The following is a 15970-nucleotide window of genomic DNA, read 5'->3' as shown; positions in this document are numbered from 1 at the left end:
CAAGGGAGATGAACAACATGACAGTAAAAAATGAATCTAAAGTTTGTATCTATTGTGCAGGTCAAGGGTATTTCCAACTGATCCTTGGAGGATCGGAAACATGTGCTTGTTGCGGTGGTTCTGGTAAACATGAAAAATAAATATAGCAACTGAATAAGGTGTAATGATAGCGCTCTAAGTTCTAGAGCGCTTTTAATTTTGTTAAAATGCAGTAGAATTATCTCATCATGCTATCAAATATCAAAATTTTTAAATAAAATTCTGCTATAATAAAGTTTAGTAATTGGCGAAGTTTGTAATGGAGGTTGCAATTTATGCGTATCGTTAAACCTGAGTCTCTGCATCAACAGGCATATCATATAATTAAGAGCGAAATTCTTGAAGGGGTATATCAACCTTCTGAGAGAATTGTAGAAGCAAAAGCGGCAAGTAAATTAGGCATAAGTAGAGGACCCGTTAGAGAAGCGATTCGAATGCTCATTCAAGATGGTCTCCTTGTATATAATGATGGCTATGTAAAGGTTTATACACCGACGGTTCAAGATGTAATAGATCTTTTCCAATGTAGAGAAAGTTTAGAAGCTCTTGCGATCAGCTTAGCTATTCATAATATTTCAGAGAATGAGAAAGAAAAGTTACAGGAGAATTTAATAGCTAGTTATCAGGCAAATGAAAAGAAAGATATAATCGAACTCGGTAAGCTCGACCAAGCCTTTCATGATATTATCATTTATGCCTCAAAGAATAAACAGTTAACAGAGTTATTAGAAATGATTCGGGCAAAGATTCATTATATGCGTAGTAATATGGTAAAGGAAAACTTCTATCCTACATTAGTAGAAGAACATGAAAGAATTATAGACTTATTATTTAGCGGTGATGAAAAAGGAGCACAAGAATATATCAGACAGCATATCAGAAAAGGGCTTGATGGTGTCCTTATGCATATTGATAAAAGCGTGTCTAAATAAAGATCAGCTACTCTAAGTAGAGCCCTACATAGAGTAGCTTTGTTTGATTATTAAGGCAGATTCTAAGTTTAAAGGTTTGATTGTAACACTGGTGAGACAAGTCAGCTTGTTTATTTTATCTGTAAAGTCCCCCGTATGGTGTGCTCTTCTTTGTAGTGACGACCATATATTTCTTTTGAGAGAAGGTCATTATAGAGAATTCAATGGTAATTTCCCATTCCTTTTACTAACTTAGTTAGGTTATTCATTCATAAAAATAGTGTACACATGATCCCGCCTATAGCTAAATTCATCCCCGCATTCGAGCTGGCTAATATTTGTTCTAGCAACAAACGCATATATACCTCCTCTGTAACTGAAAGTGATGAAGTTTTCTACTACTTCTTCTTCCTGTTGTTGCGTTATCCTTACTTGTTTAAATGCACAAAGTGAGTATGTCTTTTTCACCCTTTTTTTACATAAACTATGTATGGGGTAGAGCAATTACAGCTTCATTTCATATCGCTCTTTCAAGTCAAACAAGGCGAATATTAAATTAAGAGGTATGTTGGTTAACTGTTTTCCGTTGACTAAAAATAGAAAATGTTGTAATATCCGAAATATAAAGAAAATTCAGAAGTGTGGTGTGGTGTAAATATTTTAACATGGGTAATTTTCTTTTGTTACTACAATGAAAGCGCATACAAAAAGGGTGGTGTGTAGCAATGAAGGATGGATTACATATTGGTCTATCAGAAGTAATGACAATAAATATCACAAAGGATATGTTTGCGCAGTTCGACGGAGAAGTTGTTCATCCCGTCTATTCAACTGCATCCATGGTGTATCACATGGAGTGGGTTTCTAGAAAAATCCTTCTTCCGTTTCTTGAGGATCATGAAGAGGGAATGGGGGCAGCTGTCCACATGCAACATGTGGCACCATCTGGGGAAAATTCTAAAGTGACTTTAACAGCGACCGTTACGACAATTACTGAACGTTCTTTAGTAACGGAGGTTATTGTGATGAATGAACTTGGACTAATTGGTAGAGGAGAAGTCAAACAAGCGGTTCTTCCGAAAGAAGTAATTGCGAAGAAAGTTTTAGCTACCAACAATTAAGGGGGAGCAAGGATGGAGAAGCTTAATCAGTCTCAAGAAGTAGGAAACGATATTTTTAAGAAGATGGCTAATCATGAACAAGTAGTCTTTTGTAATGACCCGAGTACAGGTTTACGAGCAATTATAGCCATTCATAATACCACATTAGGTCCAGCTCTTGGTGGAACGCGGATGTACCCTTATGAAAATATGGATGCCGCCTTAGAAGACGCTTTACGTTTAGCTGAAGGCATGACAGCAAAATGTGCAGCAGCAGATGTTGATTTTGGAGGAGGTAAGGCAGTCATTATTGGTGATCCGAAAAAGGATAAATCACCTGCCTTATTTCGTGCTTTTGGTCAATTTGTAGATTCATTGAATGGTAGATTTTATACAGGAACGGATATGGGAACAACGATGGAGGACTTTGTCCATGCTTCAAAAGAAACGCGATTCATTAATGGGATACCTGAAGCATATGGAGGTGGAGGAGATTCGTCCATCCCTACTGCTCAAGGGGTTGTTTATGCTATACAGGCAACTAATCATTATTTACATGGTACAGACCTTTTGGAAGGGCGCACATACAGTATTCAAGGATTAGGCAAAGTTGGGATGAAGATTGCAGAATCACTGCTTGAAGCTGGTGGTGATGTGTTTGTTACAGATATTAATCAAGAGGCAATAGCAGAACTTGTAGAAAAGGCAGAAACGTTAAGAGGTAATGTGCAAGTAGTTGATCATCTAGAGATTTACCGCGTATCGGCCGATATTTTCATTCCATGTGCAATGGGTGGAGTGTTAAACGAAAGAACCATCAGCGAATTAAGAGTCCATGCCATTGTCGGATCTGCTAATAACCAACTGGCACATTCTTCTGACGCCGCTCTTTTACATGATAAGGGTATCCTATACGCTCCTGATTATATTGTGAATGCTGGGGGGCTCATTCAAGTAGCAGATGAATTATATGGACCAAGTAAAGAGCGAGTATTGCAAAAAACAAGAACGATTTATCATACCTTACAACAATTATATCGAGAATCTGCTACAACTGGAAAGAACACAGTAGAAGCCGCCCAAGATCGTCTACAAAGACAGATGAAAGAACAGCAACATAGAAGCAACTTTTTCTCTCGGAATGTAAGACCTAAATGGGATTTTAAATGATGGGAGGCATTACTATGGAAAGTTATCCACTATATCAAATGATCGATGAGAACGGGGAATGGGTTAACAAGTCACATGAAGAAGAATTCAATGAGGAAAAAGTAAAGGAATTTTATTATCACATGTTGCGTATACGCACCTATGACCAGAAGGGGGTTGCATTGCAGCGTCAAGGGAGGATTGGTACGTATGTGCCTTTTCCAGGTCACGAAGGAGCACAAGTAGGAAGCGCACTGGCACTATCAGAAAATGATTGGATGTTTCCTACTTATCGTGATCACGGTGCCTCTCTCACATTTGGTGCAGATTTAGATCGGATGCTCCTTCATTGGAATGGTAGAATTGAAGGTTGTTTACCATCAAAAGAAAAGCGAATTATGCCAGCTTCCATACCAATAGCTACCCATTTACCACATGCTACAGGCGCTGCAATAGCGGAGGTGTATAAAGGAACTGACAACGCTGCCATTGCTTATTTTGGAGATGGTGCTACCTCTGAAGGTGATTTTCACGAGGGTTTAAATATAGCAAGTGTATTTAAGGCACCAGTCGTTTTCTTTAATCAAAATAATGGTTACGCTATTTCGTTACCTATTGAAAAACAGATGAATTCCGAAACGATTGCACAGAAAGCTGTTGCTTATGGGATACCGGGTGTGCGGGTAGATGGTATGGATGTTTTTGCTGTACATTATGCAGTGAAAGAAGCTTTAGAACGGGCGCGAAAAGGGGAGGGACCAACGCTTATTGAAGCAGTTGTTATTCGTTTTGGGGCACATACAACAGCAGATGACCCTTCGAAATATCGTGATCAGGAAGAAATCAATCGTCAAAAAGAGGTGAAGGATCCTCTTCTTCGGCTGGAAAAGCATTTGCAATTTCGCGGATTTTGGAGTGAAGAGTGGGTAGAGAGTATTCAATCTGATATACGTAAGGAGATAGAGGCAGCTGTAGAGAAAATGGAAAATGCACCTGCTGCTAACACAGACGATATGTTTGATCATGTCTTTAGAGAACCTACTTGGACGATATCAAGGCAAAAAGAACAATTAGGCTTGATTGGGGGGAATCAATAATCATGGTCATGTCAAATGAAATAATAAAAACGAAAGCAACAAGTCAGTCGTTGACGATGATCCAAGCAATCACGGATGGATTAAAGACGATGCTAGACAGTGATCAAAACACGATTATTATGGGTGAAGATGTTGGACGCAATGGGGGTGTGTTTAGAGCAACTGATGGTTTACAGGAGACTTTTGGCGAAAAAAGAGTCATCGATACACCACTAAGTGAAGCAGGGTTCGTCGGAACAGCTGTAGGGATGGCGTTAGCGGGACTAAAACCAGTCGTCGAAATTCAATTTCTCGGTTTTATCTATCCAGCATTTGAACAAATTGCGACTCATGTGACAAGAATGCGTATGCGTACACTCGGTCAATATCATATTCCCATGGTGATTCGCGCTCCATACGGTGCAGGAGTCCGCTCACCAGAAATCCATTCGGAAAGTGTCGAAGCATTATTTACACATTTGCCAGGAATAAAAGTCGTGTGCCCATCTAACGCTTATGATGCAAAAGGTTTATTGTTAGCAGCAGTAGATGACCCAGATCCCGTCCTTTTTTTAGAACCGATGCGTCTATACCGTGGAAGTAGAGAAGAAGTACCTACGGGTGATTATCGAATTGAAATAGGCAAAGGCACTCGTGTGCAAGAAGGCAATGATGTCACCATTTTTGCTTGGGGTGCAATGATTCCATTAGTCATGAAAGTTAGTGAAAAAATGAAAAAAGACGGTATTTCCTGTGATGTGATTGATCTAAGAAGCCTTTACCCACTAGACCGTGACTTGATTGCTGATTCTGTGCAAAAAACAGGGAGAGTTGTCATAGTTCATGAAGGGCATGAGACAGGCGGGTTAGGTAGCGAAATTATTTCTATAATAAATGATACTTCTTTTCTATATTTGAAAGCACCAGTGGAGAAAGTGACTGGCTTCGATGTACCTGTGCCATTATTTTCTTTGGAGAATGATTATTTACCATCAACAGAACGAGTAGAGACAGCAATTCGTAAAGCTTACACATTTTAGAGGGGAGGGTGAGATGATATGACTGATGTGAAATTTAGCGATATAGGTGAAGGAATGACAGAAGGAGAGATTATCCATTACTTTGTCAAAGAAGGAGATACAGTGGAGATAGATCAGCCATTGGTTGAACTACAAACAGATAAAATGGTGGCTGAAATCCCTGCTCCCTCAGCTGGTGTCATCACCTCCATTCCTTTTCAAACAGGAGAAGTCGTTACGGTTGGAACGGTGATTATGACAATCGATAATGGACAGAGCCTTGCAAAGAGAGAAGAAGTAGTGATTGAAGCCGTTCCACCGCGTAAGGAAAAAGAAGTTATTGCTGAAGCGAATGGGAATCGCTATCAACGTATACTTGCAGCACCTTATACAAGAAAAATTGCAAGAGATCTAAATATAGATATAGAAAGAATTGTTGGTACAGGACCAGCGGGAAGAGTAATGGATGATGATGTGTATCAATTTGTGGAAGGATATCGTGCTAAAGAAACGAAAAAAGAGAGAACAGAGCCACAAGTAGAAACAACAAAATTAGAGGAGACTATTCCTTTTACAGGAATTAGAAAAGTCATCGCTCAACGAATGAGTCATTCTCTACAAACAATTCCTCATGTTACGCATTATGATGAGGTCGATGTCACCCAATTATTAGAAGCGAGAAAGGAATTAAAGGATTTAGGTGATCGCCTCTCTCCAGCCGCATTTTTCTTGAAAGCAGTTGTTATCTGCTTAAAAGAACACCCATTATTTAATGCAAGATTAGATGAAGAAGCAGGTGTCATTCGGTTGTTAAAGGATTATCATATAGGTGTGGCGACACAAGGAAAAGAAGGTTTAATGGTACCGGTCATTCACCAAGCTAATCAAAAGTCAGTCCGGGCGATCCATGAGGAGATGAAATCGTTAACGAAAAAAGCACAAGAAGGTAAGCTAACTCCTGGTGATATGAAGGGTGGAACTTTTACAGTTAATAATGTTGGCCCCCTTGGCCGCGGGACAGGGGCAACGCCAATTATCAATCATCCTGAAACAAGTATTATTACCTTCCATGCAGTGAAGAAAAAACCGGTAGTAAATGCTAAAAATGAAATCGTTATTCGTTCTATCATGAATATTTCTATCTCTTTTGATCATCGCGTCATAGATGGTGCGCAATCAATTGCTTTTTCTAACCGTTTCATTGAACTAATTGAACAACCAACAAAACTATTAGTGGAGCTGATTTAAATGGTTGTAGGCGAATTCGCTGAAAAGCGGGATTTAATCATTATTGGAGGCGGTCCTGGAGGATACAACGCGGCGATTCGAGCAGCGCAATTAGGGTTGAAGGTAACTTTAGTTGAACAGAATGAATTGGGCGGTGTTTGCCTGAACTCAGGTTGTATACCCTCAAAGGTTTACGCGCAAGCTGCAAAGAAGTTAGAAGCGCTAGGGCATTATGCTTCTTTTGGTTTTGCTATTGATGAACCTACTTTTGCTATTGAATCGTTAAATGATTATAAGAATATGACAATTGAACGGTTGCGTAAAGGGGTAGAAGAACTTTGTAAAGCAAACCAAATTGAGTTAATTCGTGGCAAGGCTCAATTTATAAATCAAAAGCGTTTAGGTATTGAAATGTCTCATCATTTTGATTTATATGATTTTGAGAAAGTCATTATAGCGACTGGAAGCACTGCTGAAATACCAACAGAGTATCGCTCTGCCAAAATCCTAACAGAAGCTGAACTTTATCGGTTAACGGAGATTCCTCCTCATCTTATCATTTATGGTCATAGTTATATTGCATTAGAAGCGGCCTTTACTTATCGTCAACTTGGTGCAGATGTGACCCTCATTTTAAATAAAGAAAATTTCTCATTTGATGAAAGTATTAATAGGGAGTTACAGCGATTATTAAAGAAGCAAAAAATCAAAGTATACCGTGATTATCAATTAATAGATATAAAAGAAAGTCATACTCTCTTGCAGCTGAAGTTATCTAAATCAGACCAGGAGATCACATGTGAAGGTAGTCATGTATTTATGGAAGGAACGCATCATGGGAATATCAAGACCCTCGATTTACAAAGAATAGGTGTGGAATGTACAACTGATGGTTTTATTAAAGTAAACCAGCAATTACAAACAAATATACCGACAATATACGCTATTGGTGATGTCACGGGTGGCGGGCAATCGGCTGTTAAGTCAATTAAAGAAGGAAAAGTGGTCGCTGAGAGGATAGCTGGCTTGAATAGTGAAGTGGATTTAAGCTTAATGCCATCAGTTGCCCATACAATACCACCTCTTGCAACAGTGGGGATGACAGAACAAGAAGCAAAAGAAAAAGGGTTAAACATTGCTGTTAGTCAATTCAATTATAGCGGCAATGGCTATGCGATGGTGACTAGTGAAAAAAGTGGCATCATGAAAATTATTAAAGATGCAGATAATGATGTGCTACTCGGCTTTCATGCCATTGGTTCTTCAGCTATTGAATTAATTAGTACAGCAGTCACAGCCATGGAACTCGTTGGTCGTGACGAAGACTTAAATTTCCCACTGTACCCTCACCCGAGTTTTAACGAAACCATTTTAGAAGCTATTGAGGGCTTGAATAACCGTGCGATTCATATGAAACCGAATGAGAAAAAATCCGTTAAGGTGTGAACAGTAATCATAATGAAGCTAGGCGTGCGTACTTGATGGGCACTTCTAGCTTTTTTACATTTTCAATGCTATTTAAAGGTAAATTTAACTTTAAAGTAGAAAAATCTTTATTTTTTGTCATTTCTATTGTAAGAACATGTTGACGCATAGAGAGAAGTTTCAGTAAACTTAATATTGATGTGCAAGGGAGGACAAGCTGAATGCAAATGACCATTTTCGTATTGCCGATTTCTATGTTACTCTTTTTTGTTTTGTTTTTCGGAATTGGTTTTATATTAAATATGCTTTTAAGAATGTCATGGATCATGGCAATTGTTTATCCAATTGTCGTTATTAGGATTATTGATAAGGTTCGACTCATTGAATACTTTAATGACACTCGTGCTGCCTTTTCTAGTCTTTGGACGGAAATCACGAGCCTCCAATTAGCTGATATTCTCATCTTGAGCAGTGGCTTTGTTGGTGCCATTGTTGCTGGCATAGTCATTAACATGCTCCGCAAAAGAGGATATCGTATGTTTTAATCTATACATAGGGAAAGAAACTCTACTATATATTAAAGTAGAGTTTTTTGTATTTTAAAATAATGTCGTTTATTGTGATGGAATCTTTTATAATGTAAAAAGAAAGGCGGTACATCATGGCCATTATTAACCCCCTGAATCCCTCACATCAGCTCCAATTTTTACGTGCACTGAGTGTGCGAAAGGAATTTTCACTCGATGAAAAACAATACTTTCACTTATTGCTTAAAGGTTACGAAGGAGAAAAAAGGTGGCGAGAATATTTAAACGGCTTTCCTTCTGAGATTCCTATTCTATTTGACCTCACGCTAAAAAGTAATCATACGATTTTTCAGGTAGATGCACTCATGGTTCACCAGCATCATATTACTTTTTTTGAGACTAAAAATTTTAGCGGTAACTTTACGATAAAAGATGGGCATTGGTATCATTCAAATAAAGAAATAAAAAATCCATTGATTCAAATAGAACGAAATCAAACACTGATTCGACAATTTGTAGATCAACATCATTTACAACTAACCTTTGATTATTTGTTGGTTTTTGTAAACCCTGAATTCATGCTGTATGATTCTAAGCCAAGAAAGAAACTCATTCTTCCCCCACAAATCCCAAATTTAATAAGAAATTTAAGCCAAATGCGTCACACCCCCACAATCCATCATACAAAGATTATTCAAACTTTATTAACCCATCAAACCGAGTCTCCATTGTTCTTCACTCCGAAGTATACATATCAGGAATTAGCCAAAGGGCTATTTTGTAAAAAATGTAGGAATAAGATGGAAAGGAAAGCTAATCGGGTCATCTGCCCTACGTGTAAAAGTCAGTGTTCCTTAGAAAATGCATTGTTAGATCTGATTCATGATTTTTCCATTCTTTTTCCTGCTTTGAAAGTAACGAACCAAGTCATATTTAATTGGTGTAATGGGATCATAAGCAAATCAACTATTCGAAGAGTCCTCCTAAACAATTATTCCTTAAAAGGAAGTGGCCGAGGTATTTATTATGAAAGAAAATAGAACAATGCAAGGATTGCTTCAACATGCGTGGTTGATGAGTAATTTGGTAGTGTTCAGGCGAAAACGTGTCAGAATTCCGTGATCGAAGAGAAATTTGGTAGTGTATAGGCGAAAACGTGTCAAAAATCCGTGACCGAAGAAAAGAATGGTAGGATTCAGGCGAAAACGCGTCAGAAATCCGTGACCGAAGAGAAAAATGGTAGGATTCAGGCGAAAACGCGTCAAAAATCCGTGACCGAAGAAAAAAGTGGTAGGATTCAGGCGAAAACCTGTCAGAAATCCGTGACCGAAGAAAAAAATGGTAGGATTCAGGCGAAAACGCGTCAGAAATCCGTGACCAAAGAAAAAAATGGTAGGATTCAGGCGAAAACCTGTCAGAAATCCGTGACCGAAGAAAAAAATGATAGGATTCAGGCGAAAACGCGCCAAAAATCCGTAATCGAAGAGAAAAATGGTAGGATTCAGGCGAAAACGCGTCAAAAATCCGTGACCGAAGGAAAATGTGATAGGATTCAGGCGAAAACGCGTCAGAAATCCGTGACCGAAGAAAAAAGTGGTAGGATTCAGGCGAAAACCTGTCAGAATTCCGTGACCGAAGAGAAAAATGGTAGGATTCAGGCGAAAACGCGTCAAAAATCCGTGACCGAAGAAAAAAGTGGTAGGATTCATGCATAAACTCGTCAAAAACCCCCATGATCAAAGAAAAAGTAGAAGGATTCGAGCAGAAAGCTATTGGACCAAGAGAGTGAATCTCTTGGTTTTTTTGATATGAAAGTCCAAGCGGTTATTAGTTAGCTATCAAATGATGAGGAATATTGAATTTTCATAAGGGTTTTATTTGATTATAGGACCGTATGTTTAGCTTCTTTCTAAAAAAAATGAATATTACCTTGAATTAAGGGAAATGACTATTGTTGGGAGGAGTGATTAACTGATGTATGATATAAAAAAATGGGCGAAAAGAATGGTGATAGCTGTAGCGTTTTCTTTCGCTTTATTATCCACATTCCAAACGATTTCAGGTGTAGAAGCAAAGCAAGTGATTGATTATATGAGTGAACAAGCTAATGAAGGAGAGGGATCTACCCTATCTTTCAAACATGCTTTAAAATCGATTGGACTGGCCTTTAAAGATTTAAATAAGACTTTGGAAGCAGATCACTTGAAATTATCAGCAAGCACAGTTGCTGAGGAACCACCTTCTTTGAATGATTGGGATTGGTCACAATACGACACTAAGGAAGTTATCGCAACCGGATATACGGCCTATTATGAGTCGACAGGTAAAAATCCTGGTCATCCTGAATTTGGTATTACATATTCTGGTGTAAAGGTGAAAAGGGATTTATATTCTACGATTGCTGCAGATTTAACTGTTTTCCCCATTGGTACGATACTGTGGATTCCTGATTATGGGTTTGGCGTAGTTGCTGACAAAGGTGGCGCCATTAAAGGAAATAAATTGGACTTATATTATGAAACAGTAGATGATGTATATAATTCTTGGGGGAAGAAAACTTTGGATGTTTATGTAATATCAATCGGTGATGGTACGTTAACTGAAGAAGATTTACAAGAGTTAAATGAAACGGAATCACTACAAGTATTTAGACAGCAGTATACAAAAGAATAACTAAACTAAAAAAGTAATGGGGGATGAGCACCCATTACTTTTTTAGTGGAGAAGAATATATTTTCGGATGTAATAACTGCCCCAATTTGATTGCCCCTTCGATTAATCTTGGTGAAGGACGGCAAAACAATTCTTCCTCTAGGACATAAACGTTATTGTTTTTCATTGCATCCATATTTGACCAACCTGGACGTTTCTGTAAAATGACTGGATTCACTTTTTCTTGTCTTACACCTACCCAGGCTAAACAAATGACATCAGGATTTTGCGAACGGATGGTGTCCCAGTCTGTCTGGATATTTGCTTGTTCTTTAAATGCGAAAAGGTTTTTGCCGCCCACAAGTTCACTAATTTCAGTTAGCCAGTTTGTACCTCCAGGCGTAAAAACTGGCTTTGGCCACCATTCCCAATAAATAGAGAGAGGGTTTTTCACCTGTTTAGCTAACTTTTTTAAGTTCATTACTTCTTCATGAAAGCTTGCTGCGGCCTGCATGCCGACTTCTTTTTCACCTAGGGCTGTGGCTACAGTGATTAAGTCATTTTCTATATCTGTTAAGCTTTGTGGATTTAATGTTATGTAGGGAATGCCTCGTTCATCCAATGCTAGAATATTTTTTTCCATTCCCGGTACACTTAAGGATGCCAGCACAAGGTCTGGTTTAGCCTTTTCTACAGCGTTCATATCTATAGAGAGGTCTGGCCCCAGCTTTGGTAGAGTATTTACTGCTGCTGGCCAATCAGAGTAATCATCAACAGCAACAAGTTGATCGGTTAACCCTAAGTAGGCGAGAATTTCTGTATTACTAGGGCAAAGAGAGGCGACTCGCATGATTGAAACCTCCAATATCTTAAAATATCAATGCATATAAGAGTAATGTTAATAAAATACCTGTTAATCCTCCAAAAAACACTTCTACTGGTTTATGGCCTAATAATTCTTTCAGTTCTTTACGTTTTACTTGGTCTGGCTTTTTGGGCCATGATTTCGCTTCATCGACAAAACGGTTAAAGTCATTGACAAGCTGATTAAGCACAATGGCTTGTTCACCCGCTTGCCTTCGAACTCCGGTTGCATCAAACATAGTAATGATAGCAAACATGGCTGATATTGCGAAGGGAACTGAATCTAATCCTGCCTCGATGGCCACCCCTGTCGATAAAGCTGTAACGGCAGCAGAGTGAGAGCTTGGCATCCCTCCTGTACTTGTTAACAGTGACCAATCTAGCTTTCTTGTAGCAAAAAAGGTAATAGGGACTTTTACAAATTGTGCAAAGAGAATGGCAGCTAATGCTGACCAAAGAGGAAAGTTCAAAAATAATTCCATTATTTAACCACCTTATCGATGTTTGTATTCTTTGTTCGTGTTTAATTTTAATTAATTATTACTATAAGGAAGGATTTTCTATTAGTAACAGATTAGCACAAAACATTTTGATTTGAAAATCAGATCTTCTTAGACGATAAAGTTAGCTAGTCGAAATAATGTGAAAGATTAGATATAATGATTATATATCTTATGGAGGTGTTAACATGTTTACAGTTAAAAAAGAAAATCTTTATGACTCAGCTCATGAAGTTTTAATCATCGGTTTGTTCGATGAACCGAATATAATAAAAGATGCATTATCTTCTCTGGACGAAAAATTTGAAGGACAAATGAATGATTTTCTTAAGCAAGGTGATATATCAGGGAAGTTAAAATCAGTAAGTAAAGTACATACCTTCAATAAAATTGGTGCAAAGAGATTATTATTTGTGGGGCTAGGTAAGAAAAAGACATTACAATTCAATCAATTAAAAGAAGCGATAGGATTAGCCTTTAAAGAAATTCAAAAAAGTAAACTTTCGGAAGTAGCTGTTTTTTTAGACACATTTACGGTTGCCGATCAGCTTGATGCCCTCGATGTTGGTCATGCAGTTAGTGAAGCATATACCCTTGCTACCTATCGTTTTGAGGGATATAAACAAAAGTCAAATGAACCTGAAAAGACAATTGATAAAATCACAGCCTATACGACTGAAAATAGAGAAGATGTTTTATCTGCTTTAACAGTTGGTTATGCCTATGGTAAGGGAACAAACTCTGCAAGAACTTTAGTGAATATGCCTGGGAATATGTTAACAGCAACAACAATGGCAGAGTATGCGATTGAGTTAGCTAATAAATATGATTTTGAAATAGAAATACTAGATAAGAAAGAAATGTTAGAGCTTGGGATGGGTGCGCTGTTAGCTGTCAATCAAGGTTCGACAGAGCCACCGAAAATGATTGTTCTAAAATATCAAGGGAAAGATCAGTGGGAAGATGTCATTAGTTTAGTTGGAAAAGGAATTACCTTCGATACTGGTGGTTACTCGATAAAACCGAAAACAGGGATTGTTGGAATGAAAACAGATATGGGCGGAGCAGCAGCCGTTCTGGGTGCGATGGAAATCATCGGGGAGTTAAGACCAGAACAGAATGTATTAGCCGTTATTCCATCAACAGATAATATGATAAGTGGATCTGCCTTTAAACCAGATGATGTTATTACTTCATTAAGTGGAAAAACAATAGAGATCTTAAATACAGATGCAGAAGGGCGTCTCGTTTTAGCTGATGCCATTACGTACGCAAAACAGCATGGTGCCAATTATTTAGTCGATGTTGCTACTTTAACGGGAGGTGTTATTGTTGCCTTAGGAGAAGACACAACAGGTGCGATTACTAATCATGAAACCTTCTTTGAACAAGTATTAGAAGCCTCATTCGAAGCAGGTGAAGCGATGTGGAGACTCCCATTATTTGAAAAAGATAAACAAAGAATTCGCAATAGCCCAGTGGCAGATTTAAACAATTCACCAGGAAGAGAAGGCCATGCGATCATGGCAGGCGGCTTTATTGGAGAATTTGCGGAAGATACACCATGGGTGCATTTGGATATAGCTGGTACATCTACAACAAATAAACCTTACGAATTAGGTCCTGCTGGTGCCACAGGTGTAATGACACGTACACTAGCTCTACTTGTAGAAAGATTTGAAGTAAAGTAATCAACCATTCATTAAAAGCATCTTAAAGGATGAGAAGCTCCTTAAGATGCTTTTTTGTTCCTCCTTAGAACTCACATTTGCAAAGGTGAAACCTTCGATAACATGATGAATAAGAATGGGAATTATGACACTTTTCTTAAAAATCCATTATTTGACGAACTTGAATGAGTATGTTAATTTATTACTCTAACACTTTACTAAAATAAAGCAAATAATAAATAGAAAGAAAGGTTTTAATCATGAATGCTGTTTTACTTGCTGTATTAGTCATGTTAATACTAAGTCTATTACGTGTAAATGTCGTGTTATCCCTTATTATAGGTGCATTGGTGGGAGGATTAACAGGTGGACTTGGTATAACAAACACAATTGAAGTCTTTACAAATGGTTTAGGTGGCAGTGCAGAAGTAGCGCTTAGTTATGCTTTATTAGGAGGCTTTGCTATTGCTATTTCTCGTACAGGTCTACCTAATCTCCTTGTTGATAAAATTATTCAAAAGGTAGGGAAAGAAGGAGAGACAAGGAAGAAAGGATTATCTAAAACATTAGTCATTTTATCATTGTTAATTATGGCGTGTTTCTCACAAAATCTAATTCCTATTCATATTGCATTTATCCCTATCTTAGTCCCACCATTATTAAAAGTGATGAATGAATTGAAGATAGACAGAAGACTGATTGCTTCCGTTCTTACATTTGGTTTAGTTACTCCTTATATGCTTATCCCTGCAGGGTTTGGCCAAATATTTCACCAAATCTTAGCAGACAATATGACAAGTAGTGGTTTGAATGTTGATATGCAACAAATACCACTAGCTATGCTACTGCCAGCTTTAGGTATGGTTGTTGGATTAATAATAGCCGTATTTATATCTTATCGAAAACCGCGAGACTATCATCAATCATCAGAAATCATAGAAACTGAAACGGTATCTTATAGTAGGCGCGGTGTCTTATTTGCTGTATTATCAATCATTATTGCGTTAGTTGTACAAATACAACTAGATTCAATGATTATGGGAGCAGTGGCCGGTATTATAACTGTCTATTTAAGTGGGACCATAAAGGGCGCTGAAGCAGATAGCTTATTAACAGATGGAATGAAAATGATGGCATTTATCGGATTTGTTATGCTCGCGGCATTTGGTTTCGGTGATGTACTGAAAGAAACAGGGGATGTTGAAGTCCTTGTGTCGAATGTAGCTGAGATGATAGGTAATAATCAAGCTCTTGGTGCATTACTAATGCTTTTAGTCGGCTTGTTGGTTACGATTGGTATTGGTTCATCCTTTTCAACCATCCCAATTATTACGACCATTTTTGTGCCATTGTGTTTAGAGCTAGGATTTAGTCCAATGGCTACGATTGCGTTAATTGGTGCATCTGCTGCTTTAGGTGATGCTGGTTCTCCTGCTTCAGATAGTACACTTGGACCGACATCGGGCTTGAATGTGGATGGTAATCATAATCATATTTGGGATACATGTGTACCAACATTTATCCATTATAATATCCCTGTCATTATATTTGGCTGGATTGCTGCAATGGTATTATAAAAAGAATAAACGAGTATTATTTAAACCCGATCATATTTGATTGGGTTTATTTTTGTGAACTCGACCTGAGGCAATGGATATAGGTCAAGTTTTCTGATTCATGAATGAACACTAAGAATGTTTGTAAATCTGACCGTCAAAGCAGAATCAAGTAAAAAATAAAAAAGTAATAAAGTCTAAGCCACATAAAGCTAAATGTAGTCGAACATTGCATATGTCACTATATACACCTAA

Annotated in this window: 16 protein-coding genes; 14 read left to right on the top strand and 2 right to left on the bottom strand. The window is 38.0% G+C overall.

The window, feature by feature from the left end:
- Window positions 1-17 precede the first annotated feature (17 nt).
- The 12 genes from MKY26_RS13155 to MKY26_RS13100 all read left to right on the top strand — a co-directional run bounded on the left by MKY26_RS13155 (window position 18) and on the right by MKY26_RS13100 (window position 11146).
- Window positions 18-140 (top strand): YuiA family protein, encoded by a 123-nt coding sequence (locus tag MKY26_RS13155; RefSeq protein WP_233435202.1) that lies wholly within the window; start codon window positions 18-20, stop codon window positions 138-140.
- A 174-nt stretch (window positions 141-314) separates the two neighbouring features.
- Window positions 315-971 (top strand): GntR family transcriptional regulator, encoded by a 657-nt coding sequence (locus tag MKY26_RS13150; protein ID WP_095372037.1) that lies wholly within the window; start codon window positions 315-317, stop codon window positions 969-971.
- Between the two features lie 704 nt (window positions 972-1675).
- Complete coding sequence (locus MKY26_RS13145) at window positions 1676-2071, top strand: thioesterase family protein (RefSeq protein WP_095372039.1); 396 nt, start codon at window positions 1676-1678, stop codon at window positions 2069-2071.
- A 12-nt stretch (window positions 2072-2083) separates the two neighbouring features.
- Window positions 2084-3220, top strand: a complete 1137-nt coding sequence (locus MKY26_RS13140; protein ID WP_341097868.1) for a Leu/Phe/Val dehydrogenase — start codon at window positions 2084-2086, stop codon at window positions 3218-3220.
- A 14-nt stretch (window positions 3221-3234) separates the two neighbouring features.
- Window positions 3235-4296, top strand: a complete 1062-nt coding sequence (gene pdhA / locus MKY26_RS13135; RefSeq protein ID WP_341097867.1) for a pyruvate dehydrogenase (acetyl-transferring) E1 component subunit alpha — start codon at window positions 3235-3237, stop codon at window positions 4294-4296.
- A 2-nt stretch (window positions 4297-4298) separates the two neighbouring features.
- Complete coding sequence (locus MKY26_RS13130) at window positions 4299-5315, top strand: alpha-ketoacid dehydrogenase subunit beta (RefSeq protein ID WP_233435203.1); 1017 nt, start codon at window positions 4299-4301, stop codon at window positions 5313-5315.
- An 18-nt stretch (window positions 5316-5333) separates the two neighbouring features.
- Entirely contained in the window at window positions 5334-6542 is a 1209-nt protein-coding gene (locus MKY26_RS13125; protein WP_341097866.1) for a dihydrolipoamide acetyltransferase family protein, read from the top strand.
- Window positions 6543-7967: a dihydrolipoyl dehydrogenase family protein gene (locus tag MKY26_RS13120; RefSeq protein WP_341097865.1), complete on the top strand. Its 1425-nt coding sequence runs from the start codon at window positions 6543-6545 to the stop codon at window positions 7965-7967. It begins immediately after the preceding gene.
- Between the two features lie 200 nt (window positions 7968-8167).
- Window positions 8168-8491, top strand: coding sequence for a YuiB family protein (locus tag MKY26_RS13115; RefSeq protein ID WP_224938003.1), 324 nt, complete (start codon window positions 8168-8170; stop codon window positions 8489-8491).
- A 116-nt stretch (window positions 8492-8607) separates the two neighbouring features.
- On the top strand, window positions 8608-9513 hold the full coding sequence (locus MKY26_RS13110) for a nuclease-related domain-containing protein (RefSeq protein WP_341097864.1): 906 nt from the start codon (window positions 8608-8610) through the stop codon (window positions 9511-9513).
- Window positions 9514-9642: 129 nt separating this feature from the next.
- A complete protein-coding gene (locus MKY26_RS13105; protein ID WP_341097863.1) occupies window positions 9643-10188 on the top strand; it encodes a hypothetical protein in 546 nt (181 codons plus the stop codon).
- A 259-nt stretch (window positions 10189-10447) separates the two neighbouring features.
- The gene (locus MKY26_RS13100) at window positions 10448-11146 is read left to right on the top strand and encodes a 3D domain-containing protein (protein ID WP_224938001.1); all 699 of its coding nucleotides are present in this window, start codon (window positions 10448-10450) and stop codon (window positions 11144-11146) included.
- 34 nt (window positions 11147-11180) lie between these two features.
- Here the strand turns inward: MKY26_RS13100 and MKY26_RS13095 are convergent, their stop codons facing one another.
- Together MKY26_RS13095 and MKY26_RS13090 are read right to left on the bottom strand one after the other, a co-directional pair.
- Window positions 11181-11975, bottom strand: coding sequence for a cobalamin-binding protein (locus tag MKY26_RS13095; RefSeq protein ID WP_307318173.1), 795 nt, complete (start codon window positions 11973-11975; stop codon window positions 11181-11183).
- 19 nt (window positions 11976-11994) lie between these two features.
- On the bottom strand, window positions 11995-12471 hold the full coding sequence (locus MKY26_RS13090; protein ID WP_095372049.1) for a divergent PAP2 family protein: 477 nt from the start codon (window positions 12469-12471) through the stop codon (window positions 11995-11997).
- A gap of 206 nt (window positions 12472-12677) precedes the next feature.
- On the opposite strand from MKY26_RS13090, the gene MKY26_RS13085 reads away from it, so the two are divergent.
- Entirely contained in the window at window positions 12678-14180 is a 1503-nt protein-coding gene (locus MKY26_RS13085) for a leucyl aminopeptidase (RefSeq protein ID WP_095372050.1), read from the top strand.
- Between the two features lie 239 nt (window positions 14181-14419).
- Window positions 14420-15736: a Na+/H+ antiporter family protein gene (locus MKY26_RS13080; RefSeq protein ID WP_322910415.1), complete on the top strand. Its 1317-nt coding sequence runs from the start codon at window positions 14420-14422 to the stop codon at window positions 15734-15736.
- Window positions 15737-15970: the final 234 nt, after the last annotated feature.

The organism is Cytobacillus sp. FSL R7-0680 (genome assembly GCF_038009245.1).
Classification (GTDB): Bacteria; Bacillota; Bacilli; order Bacillales; family Cytobacillaceae; genus Cytobacillus; species Cytobacillus kochii.
This window is presented reverse-complemented; position numbering and strand designations above follow the sequence as displayed.

Excerpts from the sequence above, each read along its gene's own strand:
- MKY26_RS13150 (WP_095372037.1), top strand. The coding sequence starts at position 315 with ATGCGTATCGTTAAACCTGAGTCTCTGCATCAACAGGCATATCATATA.
- MKY26_RS13155 (WP_233435202.1), top strand. The coding sequence starts at position 18 with ATGACAGTAAAAAATGAATCTAAAGTTTGTATCTATTGTGCAGGTCAA.
- MKY26_RS13130 (WP_233435203.1), top strand. The coding sequence starts at position 4,299 with ATGGTCATGTCAAATGAAATAATAAAAACGAAAGCAACAAGTCAGTCG.
- MKY26_RS13120 (WP_341097865.1), top strand. The coding sequence starts at position 6,543 with ATGGTTGTAGGCGAATTCGCTGAAAAGCGGGATTTAATCATTATTGGA.
- MKY26_RS13085 (WP_095372050.1), top strand. The coding sequence starts at position 12,678 with ATGTTTACAGTTAAAAAAGAAAATCTTTATGACTCAGCTCATGAAGTT.
- MKY26_RS13080 (WP_322910415.1), top strand. The coding sequence starts at position 14,420 with ATGAATGCTGTTTTACTTGCTGTATTAGTCATGTTAATACTAAGTCTA.
- MKY26_RS13090 (WP_095372049.1), bottom strand. The coding sequence starts at position 12,471 with ATGGAATTATTTTTGAACTTTCCTCTTTGGTCAGCATTAGCTGCCATT.
- MKY26_RS13115 (WP_224938003.1), top strand. The coding sequence starts at position 8,168 with ATGCAAATGACCATTTTCGTATTGCCGATTTCTATGTTACTCTTTTTT.
- MKY26_RS13095 (WP_307318173.1), bottom strand. The coding sequence starts at position 11,975 with ATGCGAGTCGCCTCTCTTTGCCCTAGTAATACAGAAATTCTCGCCTAC.
- MKY26_RS13145 (WP_095372039.1), top strand. The coding sequence starts at position 1,676 with ATGAAGGATGGATTACATATTGGTCTATCAGAAGTAATGACAATAAAT.
- MKY26_RS13100 (WP_224938001.1), top strand. The coding sequence starts at position 10,448 with ATGTATGATATAAAAAAATGGGCGAAAAGAATGGTGATAGCTGTAGCG.
- MKY26_RS13140 (WP_341097868.1), top strand. The coding sequence starts at position 2,084 with ATGGAGAAGCTTAATCAGTCTCAAGAAGTAGGAAACGATATTTTTAAG.
- MKY26_RS13110 (WP_341097864.1), top strand. The coding sequence starts at position 8,608 with ATGGCCATTATTAACCCCCTGAATCCCTCACATCAGCTCCAATTTTTA.
- pdhA (WP_341097867.1), top strand. The coding sequence starts at position 3,235 with ATGGAAAGTTATCCACTATATCAAATGATCGATGAGAACGGGGAATGG.
- MKY26_RS13125 (WP_341097866.1), top strand. The coding sequence starts at position 5,334 with ATGACTGATGTGAAATTTAGCGATATAGGTGAAGGAATGACAGAAGGA.